At 59.8% G+C, this 19,744-nt stretch carries 16 protein-coding genes and 2 pseudogenes; 11 read left to right on the forward strand and 7 right to left on the reverse strand.

Annotated elements, in window-relative coordinates; all coding sequences use genetic code 11:
• Positions 1-323: 323 nt before the first annotated feature.
• Positions 324-1,730: an invasion associated locus B family protein gene (locus AB7535_RS39025; RefSeq protein ID WP_439037592.1), complete on the forward strand. Its 1,407-nt coding sequence runs from the start codon at positions 324-326 to the stop codon at positions 1,728-1,730.
• 137 nt (positions 1,731-1,867) lie between these two features.
• Entirely contained in the window at positions 1,868-3,598 is a 1,731-nt protein-coding gene (locus AB7535_RS39030; RefSeq protein ID WP_439037593.1) for an adenylate/guanylate cyclase domain-containing protein, read from the forward strand.
• Positions 3,599-3,931: 333 nt separating this feature from the next.
• On the opposite strand, the gene AB7535_RS39035 is transcribed toward AB7535_RS39030, so the two are convergent.
• Together AB7535_RS39035 and AB7535_RS39040 are read right to left on the reverse strand one after the other, a co-directional pair.
• A complete protein-coding gene (locus AB7535_RS39035) occupies positions 3,932-4,159 on the reverse strand; it encodes a hypothetical protein (protein ID WP_439037594.1) in 228 nt (75 codons plus the stop codon).
• Between the two features lie 1,200 nt (positions 4,160-5,359).
• The gene (locus AB7535_RS39040) at positions 5,360-6,004 is read right to left on the reverse strand and encodes a LabA-like NYN domain-containing protein (RefSeq protein ID WP_354132855.1); all 645 of its coding nucleotides are present in this window, start codon (positions 6,002-6,004) and stop codon (positions 5,360-5,362) included.
• Between the two features lie 1,156 nt (positions 6,005-7,160).
• Here AB7535_RS39040 and AB7535_RS39045 point away from each other — a divergent pair.
• A complete protein-coding gene (locus tag AB7535_RS39045; protein WP_354132856.1) occupies positions 7,161-7,361 on the forward strand; it encodes a hypothetical protein in 201 nt (66 codons plus the stop codon).
• Positions 7,362-7,379: 18 nt separating this feature from the next.
• Entirely contained in the window at positions 7,380-7,787 is a 408-nt protein-coding gene (locus AB7535_RS39050) for a hypothetical protein (RefSeq protein ID WP_439037595.1), read from the forward strand.
• 370 nt (positions 7,788-8,157) lie between these two features.
• Here AB7535_RS39050 and AB7535_RS39055 read toward each other — a convergent pair whose 3' ends face one another.
• Positions 8,158-8,523 carry a PRC-barrel domain-containing protein gene (locus AB7535_RS39055; protein ID WP_439037596.1) on the reverse strand — a complete coding sequence of 122 codons (366 nt, stop codon included), beginning with the start codon at positions 8,521-8,523 and terminating at the stop codon, positions 8,158-8,160.
• A gap of 790 nt (positions 8,524-9,313) precedes the next feature.
• On the opposite strand from AB7535_RS39055, the gene AB7535_RS39060 reads away from it, so the two are divergent.
• Entirely contained in the window at positions 9,314-9,535 is a 222-nt protein-coding gene (locus AB7535_RS39060) for a hypothetical protein (protein WP_354132858.1), read from the forward strand.
• 11 nt (positions 9,536-9,546) lie between these two features.
• Here AB7535_RS39060 and AB7535_RS39065 read toward each other — a convergent pair whose 3' ends face one another.
• Both AB7535_RS39065 and AB7535_RS39070 read right to left on the reverse strand, forming a co-directional pair.
• Positions 9,547-9,747 carry a hypothetical protein gene (locus AB7535_RS39065; protein WP_439037597.1) on the reverse strand — a complete coding sequence of 67 codons (201 nt, stop codon included), beginning with the start codon at positions 9,745-9,747 and terminating at the stop codon, positions 9,547-9,549.
• A 1-nt stretch (position 9,748) separates the two neighbouring features.
• A complete protein-coding gene (locus AB7535_RS39070) occupies positions 9,749-9,973 on the reverse strand; it encodes a hypothetical protein (protein WP_439037598.1) in 225 nt (74 codons plus the stop codon).
• Between the two features lie 168 nt (positions 9,974-10,141).
• On the opposite strand from AB7535_RS39070, the pseudogene ku reads away from it, so the two are divergent.
• Together ku and AB7535_RS39080 are read left to right on the forward strand one after the other, a co-directional pair.
• Positions 10,142-10,716, forward strand: a pseudogene (gene ku / locus AB7535_RS39075) (non-homologous end joining protein Ku); the annotation flags it as partial.
• 315 nt (positions 10,717-11,031) lie between these two features.
• Positions 11,032-11,310 (forward strand): hypothetical protein, encoded by a 279-nt coding sequence (locus AB7535_RS39080; protein ID WP_439037599.1) that lies wholly within the window; start codon positions 11,032-11,034, stop codon positions 11,308-11,310.
• A gap of 750 nt (positions 11,311-12,060) precedes the next feature.
• Here AB7535_RS39080 and AB7535_RS39085 read toward each other — a convergent pair.
• Both AB7535_RS39085 and AB7535_RS39090 read right to left on the reverse strand, forming a co-directional pair.
• A pseudogene (locus tag AB7535_RS39085) lies at positions 12,061-12,246 on the reverse strand (LysR substrate-binding domain-containing protein); the annotation flags it as partial.
• 367 nt (positions 12,247-12,613) lie between these two features.
• Positions 12,614-14,200, reverse strand: a complete 1,587-nt coding sequence (locus AB7535_RS39090; RefSeq protein ID WP_439037600.1) for a hypothetical protein — start codon at positions 14,198-14,200, stop codon at positions 12,614-12,616.
• Positions 14,201-14,902: 702 nt separating this feature from the next.
• On the opposite strand from AB7535_RS39090, the gene AB7535_RS39095 reads away from it, so the two are divergent.
• From AB7535_RS39095 to AB7535_RS39110, 4 genes are all read left to right on the forward strand, one after another.
• On the forward strand, positions 14,903-17,956 hold the full coding sequence (locus AB7535_RS39095) for a DPP IV N-terminal domain-containing protein (RefSeq protein WP_135215211.1): 3,054 nt from the start codon (positions 14,903-14,905) through the stop codon (positions 17,954-17,956).
• A 191-nt stretch (positions 17,957-18,147) separates the two neighbouring features.
• The gene (locus AB7535_RS39100) at positions 18,148-18,729 is read left to right on the forward strand and encodes a helix-turn-helix domain-containing protein (RefSeq protein ID WP_028160282.1); all 582 of its coding nucleotides are present in this window, start codon (positions 18,148-18,150) and stop codon (positions 18,727-18,729) included.
• Positions 18,729-19,241 (forward strand): GNAT family N-acetyltransferase, encoded by a 513-nt coding sequence (locus tag AB7535_RS39105; RefSeq protein ID WP_085399626.1) that lies wholly within the window; start codon positions 18,729-18,731, stop codon positions 19,239-19,241. Before AB7535_RS39100 ends, AB7535_RS39105 begins: the two co-directional genes overlap by 1 nt.
• 2 nt (positions 19,242-19,243) lie before the next feature.
• Positions 19,244-19,708, forward strand: coding sequence for a GNAT family N-acetyltransferase (locus tag AB7535_RS39110; protein ID WP_085399627.1), 465 nt, complete (start codon positions 19,244-19,246; stop codon positions 19,706-19,708).
• The last annotated feature ends 36 nt before the right edge of the window (positions 19,709-19,744 follow it).

The following is a 19,744-nucleotide window of genomic DNA, read 5'->3' on the forward strand; positions in this document are numbered from 1 at the left end:
CTCAAAGGCGACCGACTATCCGGAAAGGCGCTAGGCAATCCCTGGTCGCGTCATCGACAATGCTAATAATGTGAAAGCCCCAGCCATGGGCTCAGGCTGGCGCGCCTTGCTGCTCGAAACAGGCCCCAAGGCCCCCAAAAAGCCAGGAGCCGCATGAAAGGCCGTGGATGCTCATCCGAGTTTCCGACGACGCTTTTTTCTTTTTCGCTGGGCCACTAAGCCGCACGACGTGGGGAACTTGCGGTTTGATACTTGATCCAAATCAATAGATGCCCACCCCCCAGACCTAACGTCACGCCTGAGCATGTCGTCGGAGAAAGAAGATGCTGAAGCATTTGCTTGTGATTCTTCTTTTGCTGCTTTTCCCCTCTGCATTCCATGCCGCTACCGCAGCAGATAATCGAACTGCGGGACCACAAATCCAGGAGGAAATCTGGGCGCTGCCATTTCCACTGCCCGTGCTTGCCTTCCTGGTACGGCCGGTCGGAGATGGCCCGTTCCCCCTGATGGTCATGAACCACGGGATTTCTCTCGACGCCAATCAGCGGACGATGTTTCCGACGATCGAATATCGGGACGCGGCACGTTGGTTTGCACGCCGCGGTTATGTGGTCATCTCGCCTATCAGGTACGGGGCGAGCAGTCTCGATGACAAGGATCAGGGTCTCTACGGGTCTGTCTTTGCCCACGTCGGTAGCTGCGACAACCCGAACTTTCGTGGTCCCGGGCTCGCTATCGCCACTCTGAATGAGTGGGTCATCGACTACATGAGTAAGAGGAAGATGATCCAGCCTGGCAAGGTTGTCGTCGTTGGCCAGTCCGGCGGCGGATGGGGTTCGATCGCTCTTGGGAGCCTAAACCCGTCATCAGTTCAGGCCATCATTACATTTGCGGCTGGCCGTGGAGGCCGCGTTGACGGCAAACCCAACAACAATTGTGCTCCCGACAAGCTCGTTGCCGCTACTGGAGAGTTTGGCCGCACCGCACGCGTCCCGATGCTTTGGATCTACGCGGAAAACGACACCTACTTCGGACCGGAATTGACGAAGCGGATGCATCAGGCCTTTGTCGAAGCGGGCGGAAATGCCGATTATCGTATGCTCCCGTCCTTTGGGACCGACGGGCACTTCATGATCGATTCCGCCGACGCGGTGCCGATCTGGTCGCCCTTGGTATCGCAATTTCTAGAGAAGCATTCAGCGACCGCCCCGCCGCTTGGGCAACAAGTCAACGGCGCTTCGGCCCGGCAGGAGCCTCAGTCGACGCCGCCGCGATTGCGGCTGCCTGAAAACATCCATTTATCAACCTGGCAAAAATTTTGTTTCGCTTCATCCGATCGAACCACGATATGCCGATCGACATCAACCGCCACGGACGATCTCGATCAGGTCGTGGTGCGTGTCGATCTGATCGAGCGAGCTGACGGTCCGGCTCGCTTGCAGCTATTCGTTCCGCAAGGGGCAAATCTGCAGCAGGGAGTCAAGGTGACGGTAGATCAGGGCAGCCCTATCCAGGTTCCTTTCAACTGGTGTCTCACCAACATCTGCATCGCAGCCCGCGGAATCGAACCAACTGTGGCGGCCCAAATGGAAGCCGGTCAACAGCTCAAACTCGAACTCACCGACCTTTACTCCTCTTCGCTGGTGATAAATTTGCCGCTTAGCCAGTTCGGGGCTGTTCACCAAGGCCCGCCCGCCAAAACCTTCGAATTCAGCTTGAATGAGGAATGAACGAAGTTGGTCTCTGACCGCTTGACGTGGCTGAGCGCGGGGAAGCTCGACTGTGAGTACATCGGACGTTTCACCACGGAGCACGAGACATCTCAAAGGTTCTCGCTCTTAAAGGATTCAAGAAATTCTCCGGATCGATGATCAAACAGTCGATACGGCGGCGGATTGTTGCGATCTCCGTCGGATTGATCATCCTCATGCTGGCGACATCGGTCCTATCGATAGTGATGGTCAGGCGGGTCGGCCATCTGCTTGATGAACTCTCTGCACGGTACGCCCCGATCAACGAGCATCTGACGCGGATCAATACTCTGTCTCTGGAACGAGGTCTCGCGGTCCGCCGCATGGTGATCGCGAAGATGCAGGAGCCGCCCGATGTGCTCGGCTATAGGGCCCGCTTGGAGCTATACAACGCGAAGGGAGACGAGGTCGAAAGTGAGGCGCAAGCCGCGCGGACACTGATCAATTCGATCATTGAGGACGCAAGTACACCCTCGGACAATGCAGGCCTGGCGCGCATCGAAAACCGAATTGAAAATCTGAGCGATACTCGCCGCCAACTGAAGCAGGAAACCGGAGAGCTACTTTCACACCTTGAGGCCAGAGACTTTGCGGCGGTCAGGCGCAGCCTTGCGCAAGCAGACGCTGCTCGCGACGAACTGGATGAGAAAGTCAACGCTATTCGGTTGAGCATGTTGACCGTCAGCGATGGGGCTATCGCAAAAATTAGATCGGAACAAACCCGGGTGGCCCTGACCTCGGCCATCGTTACGCTGCTTGCCGCGATCGTCGGATTGATTTTCGCCAACCTGGTCAGTGGCGGCATCATTCGCTCGATCCGTCAACTGCTAGAGGGTACCCGCGCGGTCGAAGCGGGCCAGCTCGATCAGTCAATCGATGTAAGGGCGACTGACGAAATCGGACAACTGGCGGCCGCCTTCAATCGGATGGTTGTGCAATTGCGCAACAACCAACGCATCAAGGAAACATTCGGCAAGTATATCGATCCGCGCGTCGTTGAAGGACTGATCGATCGCCCTAATTTGACGGCCGCCGAAGGCCAGCGCCGAGTGATGACTGTGTTGTTCTGCGACTTGAAGGGCTTCACCAGCCTGAGCGAAGGCATGACCCCGCAAGGTCTCGTCAAGGTCATGAACCACTATCTTTCGGTCATGTCCGAACCAATTCGGAACAACCGAGGGATCATCGACAAGTATATCGGCGACGGCATCATGGCTTATTGGGGCCCCCCTTTCGTCGATGAGGCCGATCATTCCCGGCTTGCATGCCTCGCCGCGTTGGAAATGATCGAACGTATCGAAAAATTGCGTGAGGAGATTCCTGAGCTACTTGGCGTTCGCGCAACCCCAATGGAGAAATGCGATCTAAGGATCGGGATCGCGACCGGCGAGGCGCTGGTCGGCAGCATCGGCTCCGACGTGATGATGAGCTACACCGTCATGGGCGACGTAGTGAACCTCGCCTCGCGGCTGGAGGGCGCGAACAAGGTGTACGGCACCCGCAATCTCGTTTCCGAAAGAACTATTGCTGCCGTGGGCACCTCACTTGAGGTGCGAGAGATCGATCGGATCGTGGTAGCGGGGCAGAGTCGTTTCGAAGCCGTTTTCGAAATAGTTGGAAACAAAGGTGATCTTACACCACAGCAACTTGCATCACGGGCCAAGTACCTTGAAGGGCTCTCGGCCTATCGGGACCGGCGATGCGATGATGCGCTTGCCGCGCTCAATGCGTCGCTCGAAGCGATGCCCGGCGACGGGCCTGCAAGGGCTCTAATCGAGCGCATCGAAAGCTTCAAAGCAGAACCACCGCCGTGCGACTGGGACGGGTCGTGGCACATCGAAAAATAAGCGCCGGTCTGACACGGCGGTCGTCTGCTATGGGTCATTCGCGTCGGTTTGGCGCTCGGATGCAAACCTTCCGGTCTACCCCTGTGAGCCGACATACAGCTGCACCACGCCAACGGAAGCGATGGGCCACAAGCGGACCTGCTTGGGAATTAGGACTGGCCGCCGCGCTTTTGGCCGTTTGACGTTCGTCTCGCTAATGTTGCCGGGGAGCGATGCGCTCAAGACGCGCCGCGCATTGGCGTATTGTTCTGGCGTTAGCGAGTAGATCCCGTGGTAGGCGATAAGCGCCAAAACGAGAGCGCCCGCCGTTGCAACTGAGGCTGCGCAGGCGGTTCAACCCCTGCCCGCCCAGATCTTCGATACATCCGCTTTCGACCGGTACTTCACCGCGGCTAGCGGCTTCTTGGTCCTACCGGGGCGAAACCCCATGGCTTTTATCTCCGCCTCCAGCTCCAGCCGCCTCGCCTCTTTGGTCGCGTTGTAAGCGGCGGTGATTAGCGGGAAGGTTTCGTGTTGTTGAGCCAGCGTGAGAGCCCGAAAGTCAGCGACGATTTTATGCATGAGCCCACCTCCATGAAGGCAGCCTATCGTTTGCGAGCTGCCGTTCAATGGAGGTGTAAGGGCGTTAGAGGGCAAAGAGCTTCAAGCGGTTTGCTTGGGTTTTCGCCTTAAGCCAATGCGAGTTCCTGGAAGTTGTATCCCCAGCTCGATGGCGCGCGACCTGATAGAGGCGATTGGCCGCTTCAGTTTCACTATCATGAGCGTGAGGCTCTTCCCATTTGCCGACATGGTACGCAAGAGCTGATCATCCTCTTCCGTCCACCGTTCGTGGTTGTAAGTGCGGGCAGCCATCATCGTTGCCTCTAAGGTCAATGAGGCAGGGCCTGGTCTTGGGGAATAAGAAGGACCCAGCTCCGGGGCTGGTTGGGCCGGGTCAGTTAAGGAGCGGCTTGTTACGCTGCCGCCTGAACCAGAGATAATCGTAAGACTATGAAGTTCAATTCGATTACTGAAATGTAATCGAAGACCATTGCCAGAGACTCGATGCTTGTGAGAGTCTGAAGAAGGCGCCCCCTCCTTGGTTGCATTCGGTTGGGGCGCTTATGGCTCGTGCTCTTTTTCCGAAAATATGTTCCCTACCCTAACGCCCCACAGCCTCACCGCGGAGCAGGCGGCGAGGTGGATAAGAGAATTGCACTTTGGCGGACGATATGAAATCGACGAGCGCCCCGACAATTGGTCGGGGCGTCTCAATTCAAAGACTACTGGAACATGAAGAGTGAGAGGCCGATGTCTGAATTGGGTCACAATGCGAAAAACTCAACCTGAGCAGATCCAGTCCGCCATGCCTCGCTGAGCGGACATCCAAGAGGGCAAGACGATACTTCGCAAAAGGCCATTAGCTCCGACCGCAACCGGCGCGATGTCCGCTACTTGTGTCGAAGCCAGTCATGGCCGGACCAGCTTTGCAGACAGCTAATGTCTAGAAATTCTCCCGAATTCCTTTGAAGACCGGTGGCGGACTTTTCCGTCGGCCGGCTTGTCCCGATACTCGATACCGCAAGCAGCTTCGGCTTTACCAAAATCCGCTAGTGGGCGATCCGCTTCGAGTCGGGCTCCGCCCCCGAGGAGCTTAGGCCTCGCCTGATCCGGAGAAGATCGAAGCCGGCGGCGTGCGCGGTGCCGCTGGATGGTCTCAATCGTTTGGCGAGCAATGCGGACGCGACATCGTCGCGTCACCAACTTCACGGGTATATTGGGCTAGTCGTCGCTCGGCCTGGCGCCGGGGGCGCGCGCCCTGACGATCGAATCCTCAGCTTCGCCGCGGCTCGAAGCGCCGCGCCTCGCCGGCGCGCCATTCTGGCGCACGTCGCCGCGTTCGGAGGGATCTCTGCCGACCGTGGACTGCAGCTCGGCCAAGTCGGTGAAGACGTCGGCTTGGCGGCGGAGTTCGTCGGCGATCATCGGTGGCCGGCTGGCCATGGTGGAGACCACCGTGACCTGGACGCCGCGGCGCTGCACGGCCTCGACCAGCGAGCGGAAGTCGCCGTCACCAGAAAACAAAATCATCTGGTCGAGCTGTCCGGCGAGCTCCATCGCGTGGACCGCAAGCTCGATGTCCATGTTCCCCTTGACCTTGCGGCGGCCGCCGGCGTCGACGAATTCCTTGGTCGGTTTGGTGACGACGGTGTAGCCGTTGTAGTCGAGCCAGTCGACGAGCGGGCGGATCGAGGAATACTCCTGATCCTCGATGACGGCCGTGTAGTAGTAGGCGCGAACCAGGGTGCCGCGGCCCTCAAAGGCCTTCAGCAGGCGCTTGTAGTCGATGTCGAATCCCAAGGTCCTTGCGGTGGCGTAGAGATTGGCGCCATCGATGAAGAGCGCGATCCTGCTCGGTGCGAACATTTGGACGCTGCCGGAAATTGGTTTCCAGGACGGAAACAGGCGCTTCCATCTGGACTCTGGGTCATTGAGGCAAAAAGCTTTAGGTAAGGTCGGGCGGCCAGGGGTCTCGCTTCCGCTCACCCGCATTCTACGGCGGAATCCGAGCTCCGACAGGTCGGAGGCTACGCGCAAATGTTTCCCGCCTCAAAGCATTTTTTCCTTCAACGAAGGGCTATCCGTTGATCGCCGCGAGCGAGCTTGGGCACGCAGATCTGAACCGGCGGCAGCATGGGTAAGACAAAGGACAATGGGAAGTCCCCCTGACGGGTTGGCGGTGCGATGCGATTCCCTGTTTTCGAGACCCACCTGAGAAAGCGCGGACGCACGTGGTGGTGGTTCTTGTGCACGGCCGACGGCCGCACGCTTATGCACGGGTCGGAAGGCAAGCGTTCTGCGGCCAGATATCGGGCCAATCGGGCGCTGTTCGAGGTGCTGCTGTTCGCCGCGCCTCGGTCGGACGGTGACCTCGACAAGAGCCGGGCCGGCCCGCGGCGCAGCCGTTCGGCTAACTGAGAGACCTGCCGACGCGGCTTACGCGCTCTTCGCGCCTCGCCAGGACGACCTGTCCTGACATGGCCAGCCGATCGCGCCCGCCCTCCTTGGCCGCGTAGAGCGCCCGGTGGGCTGCCGCGGACAAGAGAATCCTCGGTCATGTATTGGGCGGGAAAGCTTGGTGCCACCGCCAAGAGGAAATCAGCGCGTACAGCATGTCCAATTCGCGCAGCGCCTGGCGTACGCGCTCGCCGGTTTGGTGCAGCCGTCCGCACCGGCGTTCGGCAGCAACAGTGCAAACGCTTGGCACACGAAGGACTAGAGGTGACGCAATCGCGGCTCCGAACCAGCCGACGTCGGAGGCGGAATCAAAAGGTCGCAGCCCCCCTGGAGCTGCGGCCCACTTCTAAAAAGGAGTAGCTGCTGAAATGCTCGTGCTGGATAACTCCCTTTCTAAGCACAAGCCGGGCAAACCGTGGATTCCGTGATCTACGGCCAGTGCCGTCGGGCGGTCGCTGCCAGACGCACTCTCCCTATTGCCAAGCCTTAACGAGGAGGTAGAATTCGCGAGATTTACGGCCTCTTGATTTTGACGTCGTGCGCTAGTTTTCTATGGGGGTCTCCCATGTTCGATCCTGCTACGACCGCGCTTTTGCGCGCGGTGCTGGACGAGGTCTGCGAAAACGTTTCCCGGACGGAGACCGGCACCCGTACCCACGTGGCCTCGAAAATTCTGGAAGCCGTGACCAGGGGCGACACATCTGCGGACCACCTCAAGTCGGTCGGACGCCAGGCTCTGTCCGACGCGCCGACGATGTGGCGATAGGCGGAAGAGGGCGGCCAGGTGAACTTCCAGGTCACGGTGCTGAAGATCCTGGTGAGCTATCCCGACGGCTTCGCTCTGATGGCGGACCTCAAGCGCGACATGGCGATCCTGGCGACCAGTGGCCGCGACTGGGCGGAGCGGACCAAGCGCTTGGCCGCGCGCGCGTCACATCTGGACATCTTTTCGCAGGCGCTCGTCGAGCGCGAAAACGGCGGCTGGAGGATCACCGCCAAGGGGCGGGCCACCCTGGAATTCATGGAGGCGCGCCCTGCCGCAGCCGATCAGGCCATCATGCCGTCCCCGGCCGAGACGATCGATGCGCCTGTGCCCCCGTTACCGCACGCCCCCGAGCGGGCGAGGCGGCGTCGCGAGCGCCGCGAGCGCCGCCTCGAAGCCCGTGAACGAGCCACGGCGAAGGCTTCGTGAGACGCCGATCGAGGAAGTTGCGGGCTTGTTCCGCATCGGGCTTGAGTCCGTGACGCCGGCGGACCTAGAGTGGCATCGCAGGGGAAATCAGATGCCAGTGTCTTATCCAGTCCGGAAGGCGTGCCCGGCATGCGGTAGGCCCATGAAGGCTGTGTCCGACGAAGCCCAGGGAGGGTCACCGCGGTACGTCTGCACCAACTGCGACGACGACCCGCTGCACGACCCGACCGCCCGGAAGTGGGCGGACAGCCCACTGCGGCCGCCGGCGAAGTGAGCGGACGCTGCCGCGTCGCAGCGCGCCTGCGAGCTCCGTCTGCGCGGCGAGGTCGCCGCGCAGCCAGCGATCGGGTCTACGCTGCGCCTCTACAGCTCATGGAGCCGGAATGCCGGCGTAGTAATCGTCCACGGAGCGGGCGACCGAAGGATCCGACCAGTTCCAGCTACTTTCGTTGCTGTACTTTGGCGCCCCTCTGAGCTGACGATCGCTGATGCCCGTCACGTAGCCGCCAAGGTTCGTGTCGTATTTCAGCGATTGCCACGGAAGCGGGTAATGGTCGTCTCCGATTCCGAGGAATCCGCCAAAGCCCAGCACCGCGTAGGCGACCTTGCCGCTGATCTTGTCGATCATCACCCGCTCGATCGAACCGATGCGCTGACTGTCGGCACTATAGACCTCGGTCCCTTCGACCTTGTCGCTGCCGATCAGATTTCCTGTTTCCCGTTCTTCATAGGCCATGCGAGATCTCCTCCCATGAGTGGGACCAACCTAGGGCAATCTCGCTCGTTCCTATCTGAAGATGTGGAGGAGCGGAGCCTGTCCGCAAGTGATGCTGCTTGGTGCCGGCAGCATCAGCGGTTCCGGCGGCGACCAAGACACCCGCTCTGTAGAGCCCCGGGCGAGAACGGAATGACCGAAGTTGTGGTAAAGCAGCGCGTCGCGCATTGATCGTGCAAGCCGAACTACACTCGACCGAAGGGCGCCAAACCAATCCGCCGCCCGCACGGTGTCGCAGATGCCGCTGCGGTTCAGCCGCAGACGCGAGGTTCGGACGCAACCGCGCCAGTGTCCCGCTCGGCGGATAGTCAGGAGCCCACGTCGAACCAGCTTGCCGGCCCTCACATGAAGACGATGACAACCCCCAGTCCAACCAAAGTGTACAGGCCGGTCACGGTTACACCGAGACACACGCCCGCCATGACGCCCTCGGACGGGAATTTGATTGGTCTGGCCGGCATTCACGTCTCCACACGTTGCTCACCGGTTGGGTATGCGCTGCGCTCGACATCGTTCCGGCGGCGCAGAGGTGCTCAGTTGTCGAGGCAGCCCAACTGACCCGTTTTCGAAAGCGCCAAGCGGAAGGAACGATAACGCGACGACATCTTTGACTCGGTGGACCACCGCCCGCCGTTTGAGTACGGCGCCTGTAGCGGATAACCAAAGGCTCAAAGGCCCGCTGTTCAAAAACATGCGCTCGCGCGGATAGCCAAAGGCGGTGGTCCCGTTCCGGGCGGGTGAAAGAATCACCTTGAAGAAGCCAGCAAAAACGCGCGAAGAACTCGAAGCGGCGATCAAGCTGGAGATGGAAGACATCTGCGAGTTGCCCACGGATATCGCCATCTCGGTCGTCCCTTGTCAGGACACTTGGAAGGTCGCGATCATGACCGACGGACAGCTGGACGCGGGGCGGTCCGAGATGATTGAAACGATCGCAGACCGGTTGCGCACCGAATTCGACTTGAAAAGCTGAACAAATCGGCTTCACAGCGCGCTCAGGTCATCCGGCACGTCGCCGAACTTGCGGATCACGGTTGCGTCTCCGAAGTCGCGCGTCTTCCGCGAAAGCGCCTCGGCTTTCATCACGGCGGCGTTCGGGTTGAAGCATTCGACCGCCTCGCCGGCGGCAACGCCGTCGTCGGCGGCCACGAAAGGCAGGGCGATGTAGTACGTGACCTCGGTCATCTCAGTCGTACCAATCCTTTCGGTCGCGCGGGACGTCGAACCGGCCGCGCGAATAGCCAGCGGAAACCGAAGCCCGTAGCTCCTCGATCTGCGCTTCGAGGAAGCCGTTCGCGACGATGAGCGCCTTGACGGCTTCTCGAGCGTCACCGCCGCAGGCAGCAATCGCTTGGTCGGCGGCGTTCTCAAGGTCGAAGGCGGTCGGTCCGGATGGCTCGGGCTGGCTCATCGGAATATGTTCTCATTTTGTTCGCTGGAGTCAAGGCTGGCGCCATGTCTCCCTTCCGCCTGGCCGGAACTCGGCGCGAATTTGCGTGGACAGCGGCGGGCAGTGTCGGAACCGGCCGCCGTCGTTCGTCTTGCGTCCGTGTCCCGTACCCTGGAGCGTTGCGTACCCATGGCCCCCCGAGCGAATTGGAAAGGGTTTCTGCGTCTTTCTCTGGTCACTTGTCCCGTGGCGCTCTACCCGGCCACGTCGAAGAGCAAGAAGATCTCCTTCAACCATTCAACCGGCAGACCGGTCATCGGATCAAGTACCTGAAGGTCGATGCCGACACCGGCGATGAGGTGCCCAACGAGGACATCGTCAAGGGCTATGAGCTCGACAAGGGGCAGTACATCGAGGTCTCGAAGGAAGAGCTTGAGGAGATCGCGCTGGAGTCGACGCGGACGATTGAGATCGACGAGTTTGTCGACCGCAGCGACATCGACCCCCGATACCTGATCAGGCCCTACTACATCCGTCCGGATGGCAAGGTCGGCCATGATGCCTTCGCGGTGATCCGCGAGACAATCCGCGAAATGGACAAGGTCGCTATCGGGCGCGTCGTGCTGACCAACCGCGAGCACATCATCGCGCTCGAGCCGATGGACAAGGGACTCGTCGGCACGCTGCTTCGGTATCCCTACGAAGTGCGCAGCGAGCAGGAGTATTTCGACGAGATCCAGGATGTGAAAGTCACCAAGGATATCCGCCTCAGTCACGCGCCCTGCATCGTCATGCCCGAGATGTTTCACCAGCCGGTCTATGGCGCCCTTGTAGGCGTCATGAGTACTTTGACTTCGTCCCGTGGCCTTGGCTTCCGCCCACCAGCGATCGAACAGACCGGTAATTGTCTGTCGCGGCTTTACGGCTGCAACGCTTTCGATGGCCGGGAAGCGTTGGGCTTTCGGATCAGGAGAGTAATCGCCCTCCGCATTGCGACGAAGTTGCCAGCCAGCATCAAGGCTGGCTGCCCCAACAAGACGCAGGAAGCGCTGTCGATCGTCGGCATTTAGGTGTATGCGGTGGCGGATCAGAACCCAGTCCGCAAGAAGTCCAAAACGATCCTCAAGCGCGTCATACTGATTGACCGGGAGTGCGTTAACCGCCGCGGACAGATCGCCGGCGCCAAACAGTTCAATCGCGGTGCTCGCTTCGTTCGGCATCAATGCGGCTGGCGGTGGATTCTTAATGCGCCCCTCAAGCGCCGCGCGACTGAGCGCCTTGTGATACATCCATGCGTCGGGCTCGCCCGGATTGTCGCGATGAATCTCCTGATAGAGCCGGTACGTTTCGCCGCTTAGTGCGACCATGTCCTTATGGCTTAGGCTAGTTGGTGCCGCTTCAGTCAGTTCAAACAGTCGGCGAACATGATCCAAAGCGTTGGCCTGGCGCGCCTCTGCGACGGTGAGATCGTCCGTTTCGAGGCTGAAGGCTATCTCGCTTCCGATCGTCACCACTTTGACGCACGGATAGTCATGCGGTGTGGCAACGCTAAATAATACGCGCTTGCCGCGGAGGCGATCGACGAGATGGGAACGGACGCGAATTCGGAATTGGGGAACGGAGGAGCCGGCACGCTTGGACATTGAGAACTTCAGGGAAACCATTGGTCTGTGTGGCACTTTTGTGGCACTCAGGACCGAAATTGCAATAAAATCAATGTTCCCAGTGAGATGGGTGGTGCTGCCAGACAGGATAGAACTGTCGACCTCTCCATTACCATGGAGTGAGCATAGCGCCCACGCCGGCGACCCCGCGCGCAACACATCTGCAACACGGCACCTCTAACCTGTTGACATTATTGTCTCAAAAACGGTTTCCTAAACCGTATGTCGGAAGTTCGAGTCTTCCCGGGATCGCCAGTCATTCCGACGCAAGAAACTCAATAAATATCGGCATTTCCTCGACGTACGCGGTCCGTTCTGAGGTCTATTTGGCCGTCTCAGGGCCGATTCCGTATGCTCCGTGCAGTACGTGGAATTACAAGGGGTTATCTGGGACGACGTCTGCTCCATGCAACACGGATGCAACACGAAGCTTGGGCCACAGCCTTACCTCCGCGATGGTCTGCCTCGGTATCGAAGCGCGTCGACCAGCAGCGTGAATGCCGGCGATGGCTGCCGACGGCTCGGATAGTATAGGTGATATCCTAAGAATGGCGCGCACCAGTCACCCAGCACCCGAATGAGCTCGCCGCTCGACAAGTAGGGCTGAACCTGACCTTCGGTCAGGTAGGCATCGCGGGACGCCTCGAAATCGACCGAGATTGACTGCCCGAGCGGCCGACTCAGTGGTACACACCGGTGGTCACAAAACTAGACCCGGCTTTGTAGGAATCCTTGTTTTTCGGCGGTTTTCGCGCAATTGCGGCATCGGGGTAGGGAGTCCCACTCTCTCCGCCACCTGACAATCCGCGCGGATCGATTCTCGGTAACCTCGCCCATGCGACACGGCTGAATTTGCGCGCTCTTGAGGGTTTGAGCTTCACGTTACGGTAACAAACCCTAGCAAATTCAACGGTCCTGATCAGACTACGAATCTGAAGGCGCCGACGTTCGAGCAGAAGTTCTGCAAATCTGCAAACTCGGCATTCATGCGTTCGAGTCAGGCGGCGCGACGATGCGGCTCGATTCTCCGACTAGACTTGCGGCGCTCTTTCTCGCAGGCTGTCAACAGAGCCTTGACCCAGAGAGCCATGCCTTCTGCTTTGAGATCGATCTTCTGGGAGCGGTTGTAATGCTGCTCGGTAACCGGAGCCAACCTCTCGCGTTCGTTGACGCCAGAGTGCGTCATCTTATGCCCTAGGATAGCCGTGGCCGCCCCGCCCAACCGGTTGTCATCGAGGAAGGTAGTCATCGCCCTTCTAATGTCGTGAAGCGTGAAGGGGCGAATTCCATGCTCCTTGAAAAGGTCGGGACGTGGCTTTTTTGGCTTAGGCTTCGGTCCCGGCTTCCCCTTTCGATTTGGCTTCTGGCGAACTGTATGGTCGTAGACGCGTCCCTGTAGCCGATACATGAGGAGGTTTAGAGCGGCCGGCGTAACGCGATTCTTCGAGTCTCGTCCTGGAAACATCCATGGGGAGTTCTCGCCGGCATCGTTATGGAACGCCTGCATCACTTTCAGCGCTTCTGGAGGAATCGGAAGTGAATGCGGCCGGCCGCCATCACGGCCTCCCTTCATCTCTTCGGATGTCCAATTCGCAATCTTCCATCCACGCAGTTTGCGTTCGATCTTCGAAGCGTCAAAAAGACGATCGAGACGCAACTGAAGAAAAGCTCCCGTTCTTTGCGCCGTCAGCGCCACGCCCCATAGTGCCCCGAGCGTCCCGGGATAAGTGTCATGCTCGCCATCAGCCAGGTGTCTATGCTCTTCTGCAAGGATCAGCATACGCGCGATCTCCTCAATGGTTGGAGTGTGCGTACGCTCCTGTGTCTTGTATTCGAATGACCACCTGGTCCACCATTCCGCCTGTACGTCCTCTAGACCGGATGCCGTGGCATGATATTTCCAGGCCCACGTCAGCATCTTCTTTGCCTGGGTCAGCGCACGATGCACTGCCGATGGCGCATGATTGAGATTGATGCGGTCGCGTACTAACTCGAGATCGCGCAACCGGACCTCGCTGACGAGTTTATCGTTGATCGAAGCGAACTCCGGCAACTTCAGATAATGTTCGTATTGCTCGCGATATTTCGCCTTAAGCTTGGGCTTTTGATAGTCGAGGAACTTTTGAGTAAGTGCCTTCCAAGTCCAAGTAGTGCCGGTGTCGCCAATGCGCTTCCGATACGCAATGAGCGATGTTTCATCGGCAAAACTATCTGCCCGCTCCGCGTTACCTTGGCGGTCTCTATATCGAGCGGGATCGGTCTCAAGACGTACCAGCGTCTCAACAAATTCGCGAAGGTTGCGCTTGCGCCCAGCAGCTAGATGGGCCTGCTCCGCGACGTATCTTGCAGTGTCCAGATCGATTTCATTGGCAAGTCCAATTCGAAGCGTGATCTCGCGCCGCCGGATATACCACACCACTTTTCCGGGGATGATCCGCAGCGTCAGGCCGACCGTCTTCGTGTCGCGCCATTCTGCGATTTTGCCTTTGATCTGTCCGCTGTTGCTGTAGGTGATCGCCGGCTGAATATCCCAGGCGTCTCTGAACCGGACGGCTTTGCGCTCATAAAGGATCTTTTCGGTCACCTGAACCCCGTACAACGATCGTACAAAAACAGCCATCGGAGAGGTGCCCAAAAGGCAGCGGGCACCTACGCCTTAGAATAGCAGAAAATATCATAATTTCAATGTGTTAGAGCGCCATGAACGAGAAGCGTAAAGCTTTAGGATTCGTTTTCCCAAGCTGCATACGAGGGTTCGATTCCCTTCGCCCGCTCCATTCAAAAATTGATGGCCGCTGATTTGGCGTGTTGGATGTTTCTCCGACCCCTGGCCACGTTCATCTTGGCGTATCCGGAAGCATGAAGGGGCCGAAGATCCGCCAAATGGCGTCGGTCTCCCCAGCGTCGGTTAAAGTGGCCAATTTTTGGCGATGGCAATTCTTGGTGATGTAACGGATCACCGCTCGCGCTGCATTTCAGAAGGAGCGGCTTATTCATCCCGACGACACGAGATCACCCTGAGGGATGCTATGCGCTCTCGCAGTTCGGCGCGGCTGCGTATCGTGAAAGACTGCTGGCGCAGTTTTGATTGCCTGTCGTGCAGCGGCGCAGCCAACGACGCTCAATCTGATCCTTCATCTGATCCTTCGCGGCTGCATCAAGCGTTCGTCATCTAGGGCACTAAACTTGCCTTGGACAGCAGGGACTCATTGGTGCCGCGTTTCTGTTTCTGATTGTCGTGCAAAACATTCGGACCCGGCCTGTTGCCGGGCAAACGGAGGCATTGATGACGAATTCAGCACCTGTTTTCACCGCTGGCGGTGGCAGCGACGATGCGTTCACGCGCGTGTCGACCAGCGCAACCGGGGCGCAGGCGGATGGCGCGAGTGTCCAGGCAGCGTTCTCGCCCGACGGCACGAAAGTGGCGTTCGCATCCTATGCCGACAATCTGGTGCCCGGCGATACCAACGGTGCACCCGACGTCTTCGTGAAGGACCTTTCGACCGGGGCGATCACGCTCGTGTCGACCGATGCCAGCGGGGTTCAGCTGGGTGGCTACCAGCCGATTTTTTCGCCCGATGGCACCATGTTGGCGTTCGCAACGGGCGCCGACATCTTCGTGAAGGACCTGGCCACCGGTGCCCTCACGCGCGTATCGACGAGTGCCAGTGGGGAACAGGCGGACGGCTTATCGACCACCAACCCGATATTCTCGCCTGATGGCACCAAGGTTGCGTTCTATTCCGATGCCGACAATCTCGTGCCTGATGATACCGACCACGTGCGCGACATCTTCGTGAAGGACCTGACCACTGGCGCGATAACGCTCGTGGCGCCCAGTCCATACAACGGAGGACCCGGCGGCGGCGGGCTTGAGAATGGCTTTACCTTCCCCCCCTCGTTCTCACCCGATGGCACCAAAATCGTGTTCGGGTCGGCCACAGTGCGCGGCGACACCACCGAGATCTACATCAAGGACCTTTCCACCGGGGCCACCACACTGGTGTCGGAGAGCGCCAGCGGCGCTCGTGGGGATCGCGGCAGCTTCGACCCGGTGTTCTCGCCAGATGGCACCAAGGTGGCGTTCTATACCTTTGCCGACAATCTTGTGCCGGGTAGTTCTAACAACCTAATCGGCAACATCGTCATTAAGGATCTGACCACAGGCGCGGTCACGCTGGTATCGACCGATGCCGACGGAGTCCCGCAGAACAACGGCGAAGCCCAGAAACCCGTGTTCTCGCCTGATGGCACCAAGATTGCGTTCTATTCCAGTGCCACCAATCTCGTGCCGGGTGTCAATGCCGATCAGGTCGTCTATGTGAAGGACTTGGCCACGGGTGCCATCACGGCCGTCTCGACCAATGGGGGCAGGCCGTGGGAATTCGGGGGCGGCAGCCGGCTTCCCGTGTTCTCGCCTGATGGCACCAAGGTGGCATTCGAGTCTTTATCCAGCATTCTGGTGCCGGGCGATACCAACCATACCTACGACATCTTTGTAAGAGATCTTACTACGCGTTCCTTCACCGCAGCGAAGCTGACGGACAATGGCGCTGCCCATGTTTCGACATCGCAGGCGGGTTTCTTTGCCGGTGCCCACACGGTCGCGGTGGCACCGCAAGACGGCAATCTCGGCACACTCACGGCCACCATCGACGTTGCCGATGGCAAGGTGACGTGGAGCTATGATGTCTCTCATGCCAACATCGCTCCGCTCGCGGCCGGACAGACCCATACCGACATCTTCATCTTGGTCCTCGACGGCTTCTACGGGACACAGGGCATCACCGTGACGCTGACGGGAATCGATGATGCGCCCGTGATCAGCTCGGGCACGACGGCAAGCTTCGCGGAGAATGGCTCTGGCGTCGCCTACCACGTCGCGGCGACCGATGTGGACAGTCCCGCGCTGACCTATTCGCTGTCCGGCACTGACGCGGCTCTGTTCGACGTGTCGGCGACGGGCGATGTGACGTTCAAGTCCGCGCCCGACTTCGAGGCGCCGAAAGACGCGAACCACGACAACGTCTACGACGTCACCGTCGCGGTCAGCGACGGGACAGAGATCGCGACAAAGAACGTCGCGATCACGGTCACTGACGTGAATGACACCAGCGGCGGCGGTGGCGTTCTGACGGTCACCGGCTCGACCGGCTTCACGTCGATTGATCGGGCAACGATCAATATCAGCGTGACCGGCAATTTGCACGAGACCGGCCGCGCCGGTGTGATCAGCAACAGCACGATCAACAATCTCGGTTCACTGAGCGAAACCCAGGCGATGCTCGCCTTCGTGAACGATACGATCGCCGGCGGTTCCCTCGGTGCGATCGTCGCCAATGGCGGCACCATCACCTTCGACAACGTGCATCTGGACGGGACGTTGCTGGATGCGACATCAGGCGGACTCATCGAATCCGTTGCAGGCAGCGCCAACAGTTTCAACAATGTGACGCTCAAGGCCGGCGCCGTGTTTGACGTCAGTGCCGCAAGCGGTCTGTTTGTCAGCGGCACGCTGAACAACGGCGGCAAGATCGAGTTCTTCAATTTCGCGAAAGTCATCCTGACCGGCGACGCCACGATCATTGGCAATGGCGAGATCAAGCTCGATCCGGGCTCCTCGATCCTGAACAGCGGTGCGCATCACACGCTCGACCTTGACGGCGGCACGATCGACGGCGCCGGCACGATCGGAAACGGAGATCACAGCCTCACCTTGGATATCGGCTTCTCCGGCACGCTCGAGGCGAACGGGTCCCAGCCGCTTGCGGTCAACACCGGCAATTCCGTCACCAGCAGCGGCCTGATCGAAGCCGTGCATGCCTCGCTCGATTTCGACGACGCCGTTTTCAACACCTTTGGAACGATCACCGCCGATCAGGCCGGCACGATCGACTTCAAGAATGGATTGACCAATGGCGGTATCGTCAATGTGCACACCGGCAGTGAGGTGGATGTTTCGGGCAACCTCGTCAACAACGGCACTGTCCTGGATAGTGGCGTGCTCAAGGTCGATAATTTAAGCGGGACTGGCGCTGTCAACGTCAACAACGGGACATTGGTGGTCACTGGCAATCTAAGCAGCAATGTCGTTCTGACGGGTACGGACTCATTTGTCTTCGGACCCGATGCCAAACAAACATCCGGCGTCATCTCAAACTATACGCCAGGCACGACGCTGGTGCTGGATGGCTTCGACGCCAAGGTGAACGCGGCCTTCGACACTCAGACCAATATTTTGACGCTGACCGATGCGGATCATCATGCGATGACGCTTCACCTCGCGCCCGGATCCCTGATCCCGCAGGCCCACGGCGCGGCGCCGGATTTTCTGGTCTAGCGAATTTCCCCAAGGACACTTTGCCGAGCCCGCCATGTCCAGGCGGGCTGTGGCAATTCGCCAGGGAATTTGCCGCGCAAAAATTCTAATATATTAGCTCTTCGCATCCGGCATGCGCGCCCCGCCCGGCTTAAGCTTCTCCCGCCCTGATGGGTGCGGTCCTCCTGTCGGGCAATATTCGGATGAAAGCCATGGACCAGCAGAAACTCGACCGTGCGATCGGTCGTCGCTTGAAGACGTTGAGGACGCAGGCGGGCATGACGTTGAACGAACTCGCGACGCGCTCCGGTGTCAGCCGGGCCATGATCGGGAGGGTGGAGCGGGCGCAGAGCAGCGCCACCGCTGCGCTGCTCAACAAGCTCTGCGCGGCGCTCGATGTCACCCTCAGTGACGTCGTCGCGCTCGCCGAGAAACCGCCGGAGCGATTGATGCGGCTTGCCGACCAGCCGCTTTGGCGCGATCCCGACAGCGGCTACCGGCGGCGTCATGCCTCGCCGCCGGATGCGGCGAGCGGCATCGAGATCATCGTCGTCGACCTGCCGGCCGGAGCGCGCGTCTCCTACAGCCCCTGGGGCCGCAACGCGTTCACCCAGCAGCTGCTGATGCTGGAGGGTGCGGTCTGCGTGCATATCGACGCCAAGACCGTGCGGCTGCGCGACGGCGATTGTCTCGATTTCGACGTGATGCGGGCGGTGACCTTCGAGAACGAAACCAAACAGGATGCGCGCTACGTCATCATCACGCGGCGCGGCACATCGTACGGGAAAATGTGATGTCGCTAATCGTGCGGGATGCCACGCTGGAGGATGCCGAAGATATTTTGGCCATCTACAATTACGCCGCGATCAACACCACGGCGGTGTGGACCGACGGACCGGCCGATCTGGATTCGCGGCGCGAGTGGATGCGCGCACGGCAAGCGGCCGGCTATCCCGTGCTGGTTGCGATGAAAGGCAGGGACGTCGTCGGCTTCGCGTCATTCGGCGATTTCCGCCCCTGGCCCGGCTATCGCCACACCGTGGAGAATTCGGTCTATGTCGGCGTGCAACATCATCGGCTCGGCGTCGGCCGCAGCCTGATGGCCGCGCTGATTGAGCGCGCTACCGCGCTCAACAAGCACACGATGGTCGCCGCGATCGAGGCCTCGAATTCCGCCTCGACCGGGCTGCACGCGTCGTTCGGCTTTGCCGAGGTTGGCCGCATGCCAGAGGTCGGCTGCAAGTTTGGCCGCTGGCTCGATATGGTTCTCATGCAGAAGCGGCTTTCAAGCGGGGTGAGGCCGTGACGATGCAGGTCCGCACCGGCGACACCTTTGATCCCCGCGTCATTGCGCTGCTCGACCATCACGTCGCGGCTGCGCGGGCGCAGACCGCGCCGGGCAGCGCCCATGCGCTCGATCTCGCTGGGCTGCGCGCGAGCGACGTCGCGTTCTGGACCGGCTGGGACGGCGAGACGCTGGTCGCCACCGGCGTGCTGAAGATGCTCTCGGCCGACCATGGCGAGGTGAAGTCGATGCACACGCTGCAAACGACGCGGAGGCGCGGCTTCGGCGGCCAGATGCTCCGCCACATCATCGCTGAGGCCCGCGCGCGTGGCTCGCAGCGGCTCAGCCTCGAGACCGGCTCCTGGGATTATTTCAAGCCCGCGCATGCGCTCTACCAGGCGCACGGTTTTGTGCTCTGCGGCCCGTTCGAGGGCTATGTCGAGGATCCCAACAGCCTGTTCCTGACGCTCGACCTGACCGGCGGCTGAGGCCGCGCGGTGTAACCCGGGCCCGAAAACATCGCC

The sequence above is a fragment of the Bradyrhizobium sp. 956_D2_N1_4 genome, assembly GCF_052076025.1.
Lineage (GTDB): Bacteria > Pseudomonadota > Alphaproteobacteria > Rhizobiales > Xanthobacteraceae > Bradyrhizobium > Bradyrhizobium barranii.

Bases quoted from the DNA above. Each gene is read 5' to 3' on its own strand.
- AB7535_RS39025 (WP_439037592.1), top strand. From the start codon at position 324: ATGCTGAAGCATTTGCTTGTGATTCTTCTTTTGCTGCTTTTCCCCTCT.
- AB7535_RS39030 (WP_439037593.1), top strand. From the start codon at position 1,868: ATGATCAAACAGTCGATACGGCGGCGGATTGTTGCGATCTCCGTCGGA.
- AB7535_RS39035 (WP_439037594.1), bottom strand. From the start codon at position 4,159: ATGCATAAAATCGTCGCTGACTTTCGGGCTCTCACGCTGGCTCAACAA.
- AB7535_RS39040 (WP_354132855.1), bottom strand. From the start codon at position 6,004: ATGTTCGCACCGAGCAGGATCGCGCTCTTCATCGATGGCGCCAATCTC.
- AB7535_RS39045 (WP_354132856.1), top strand. From the start codon at position 7,161: ATGTTCGATCCTGCTACGACCGCGCTTTTGCGCGCGGTGCTGGACGAG.
- AB7535_RS39055 (WP_439037596.1), bottom strand. From the start codon at position 8,523: ATGGCCTATGAAGAACGGGAAACAGGAAATCTGATCGGCAGCGACAAG.
- AB7535_RS39065 (WP_439037597.1), bottom strand. From the start codon at position 9,747: ATGACCGAGGTCACGTACTACATCGCCCTGCCTTTCGTGGCCGCCGAC.
- AB7535_RS39070 (WP_439037598.1), bottom strand. From the start codon at position 9,973: ATGAGCCAGCCCGAGCCATCCGGACCGACCGCCTTCGACCTTGAGAAC.
- AB7535_RS39095 (WP_135215211.1), top strand. From the start codon at position 14,903: ATGACGAATTCAGCACCTGTTTTCACCGCTGGCGGTGGCAGCGACGAT.
- AB7535_RS39100 (WP_028160282.1), top strand. From the start codon at position 18,148: ATGGACCAGCAGAAACTCGACCGTGCGATCGGTCGTCGCTTGAAGACG.
- AB7535_RS39105 (WP_085399626.1), top strand. From the start codon at position 18,729: ATGTCGCTAATCGTGCGGGATGCCACGCTGGAGGATGCCGAAGATATT.
- AB7535_RS39110 (WP_085399627.1), top strand. From the start codon at position 19,244: ATGCAGGTCCGCACCGGCGACACCTTTGATCCCCGCGTCATTGCGCTG.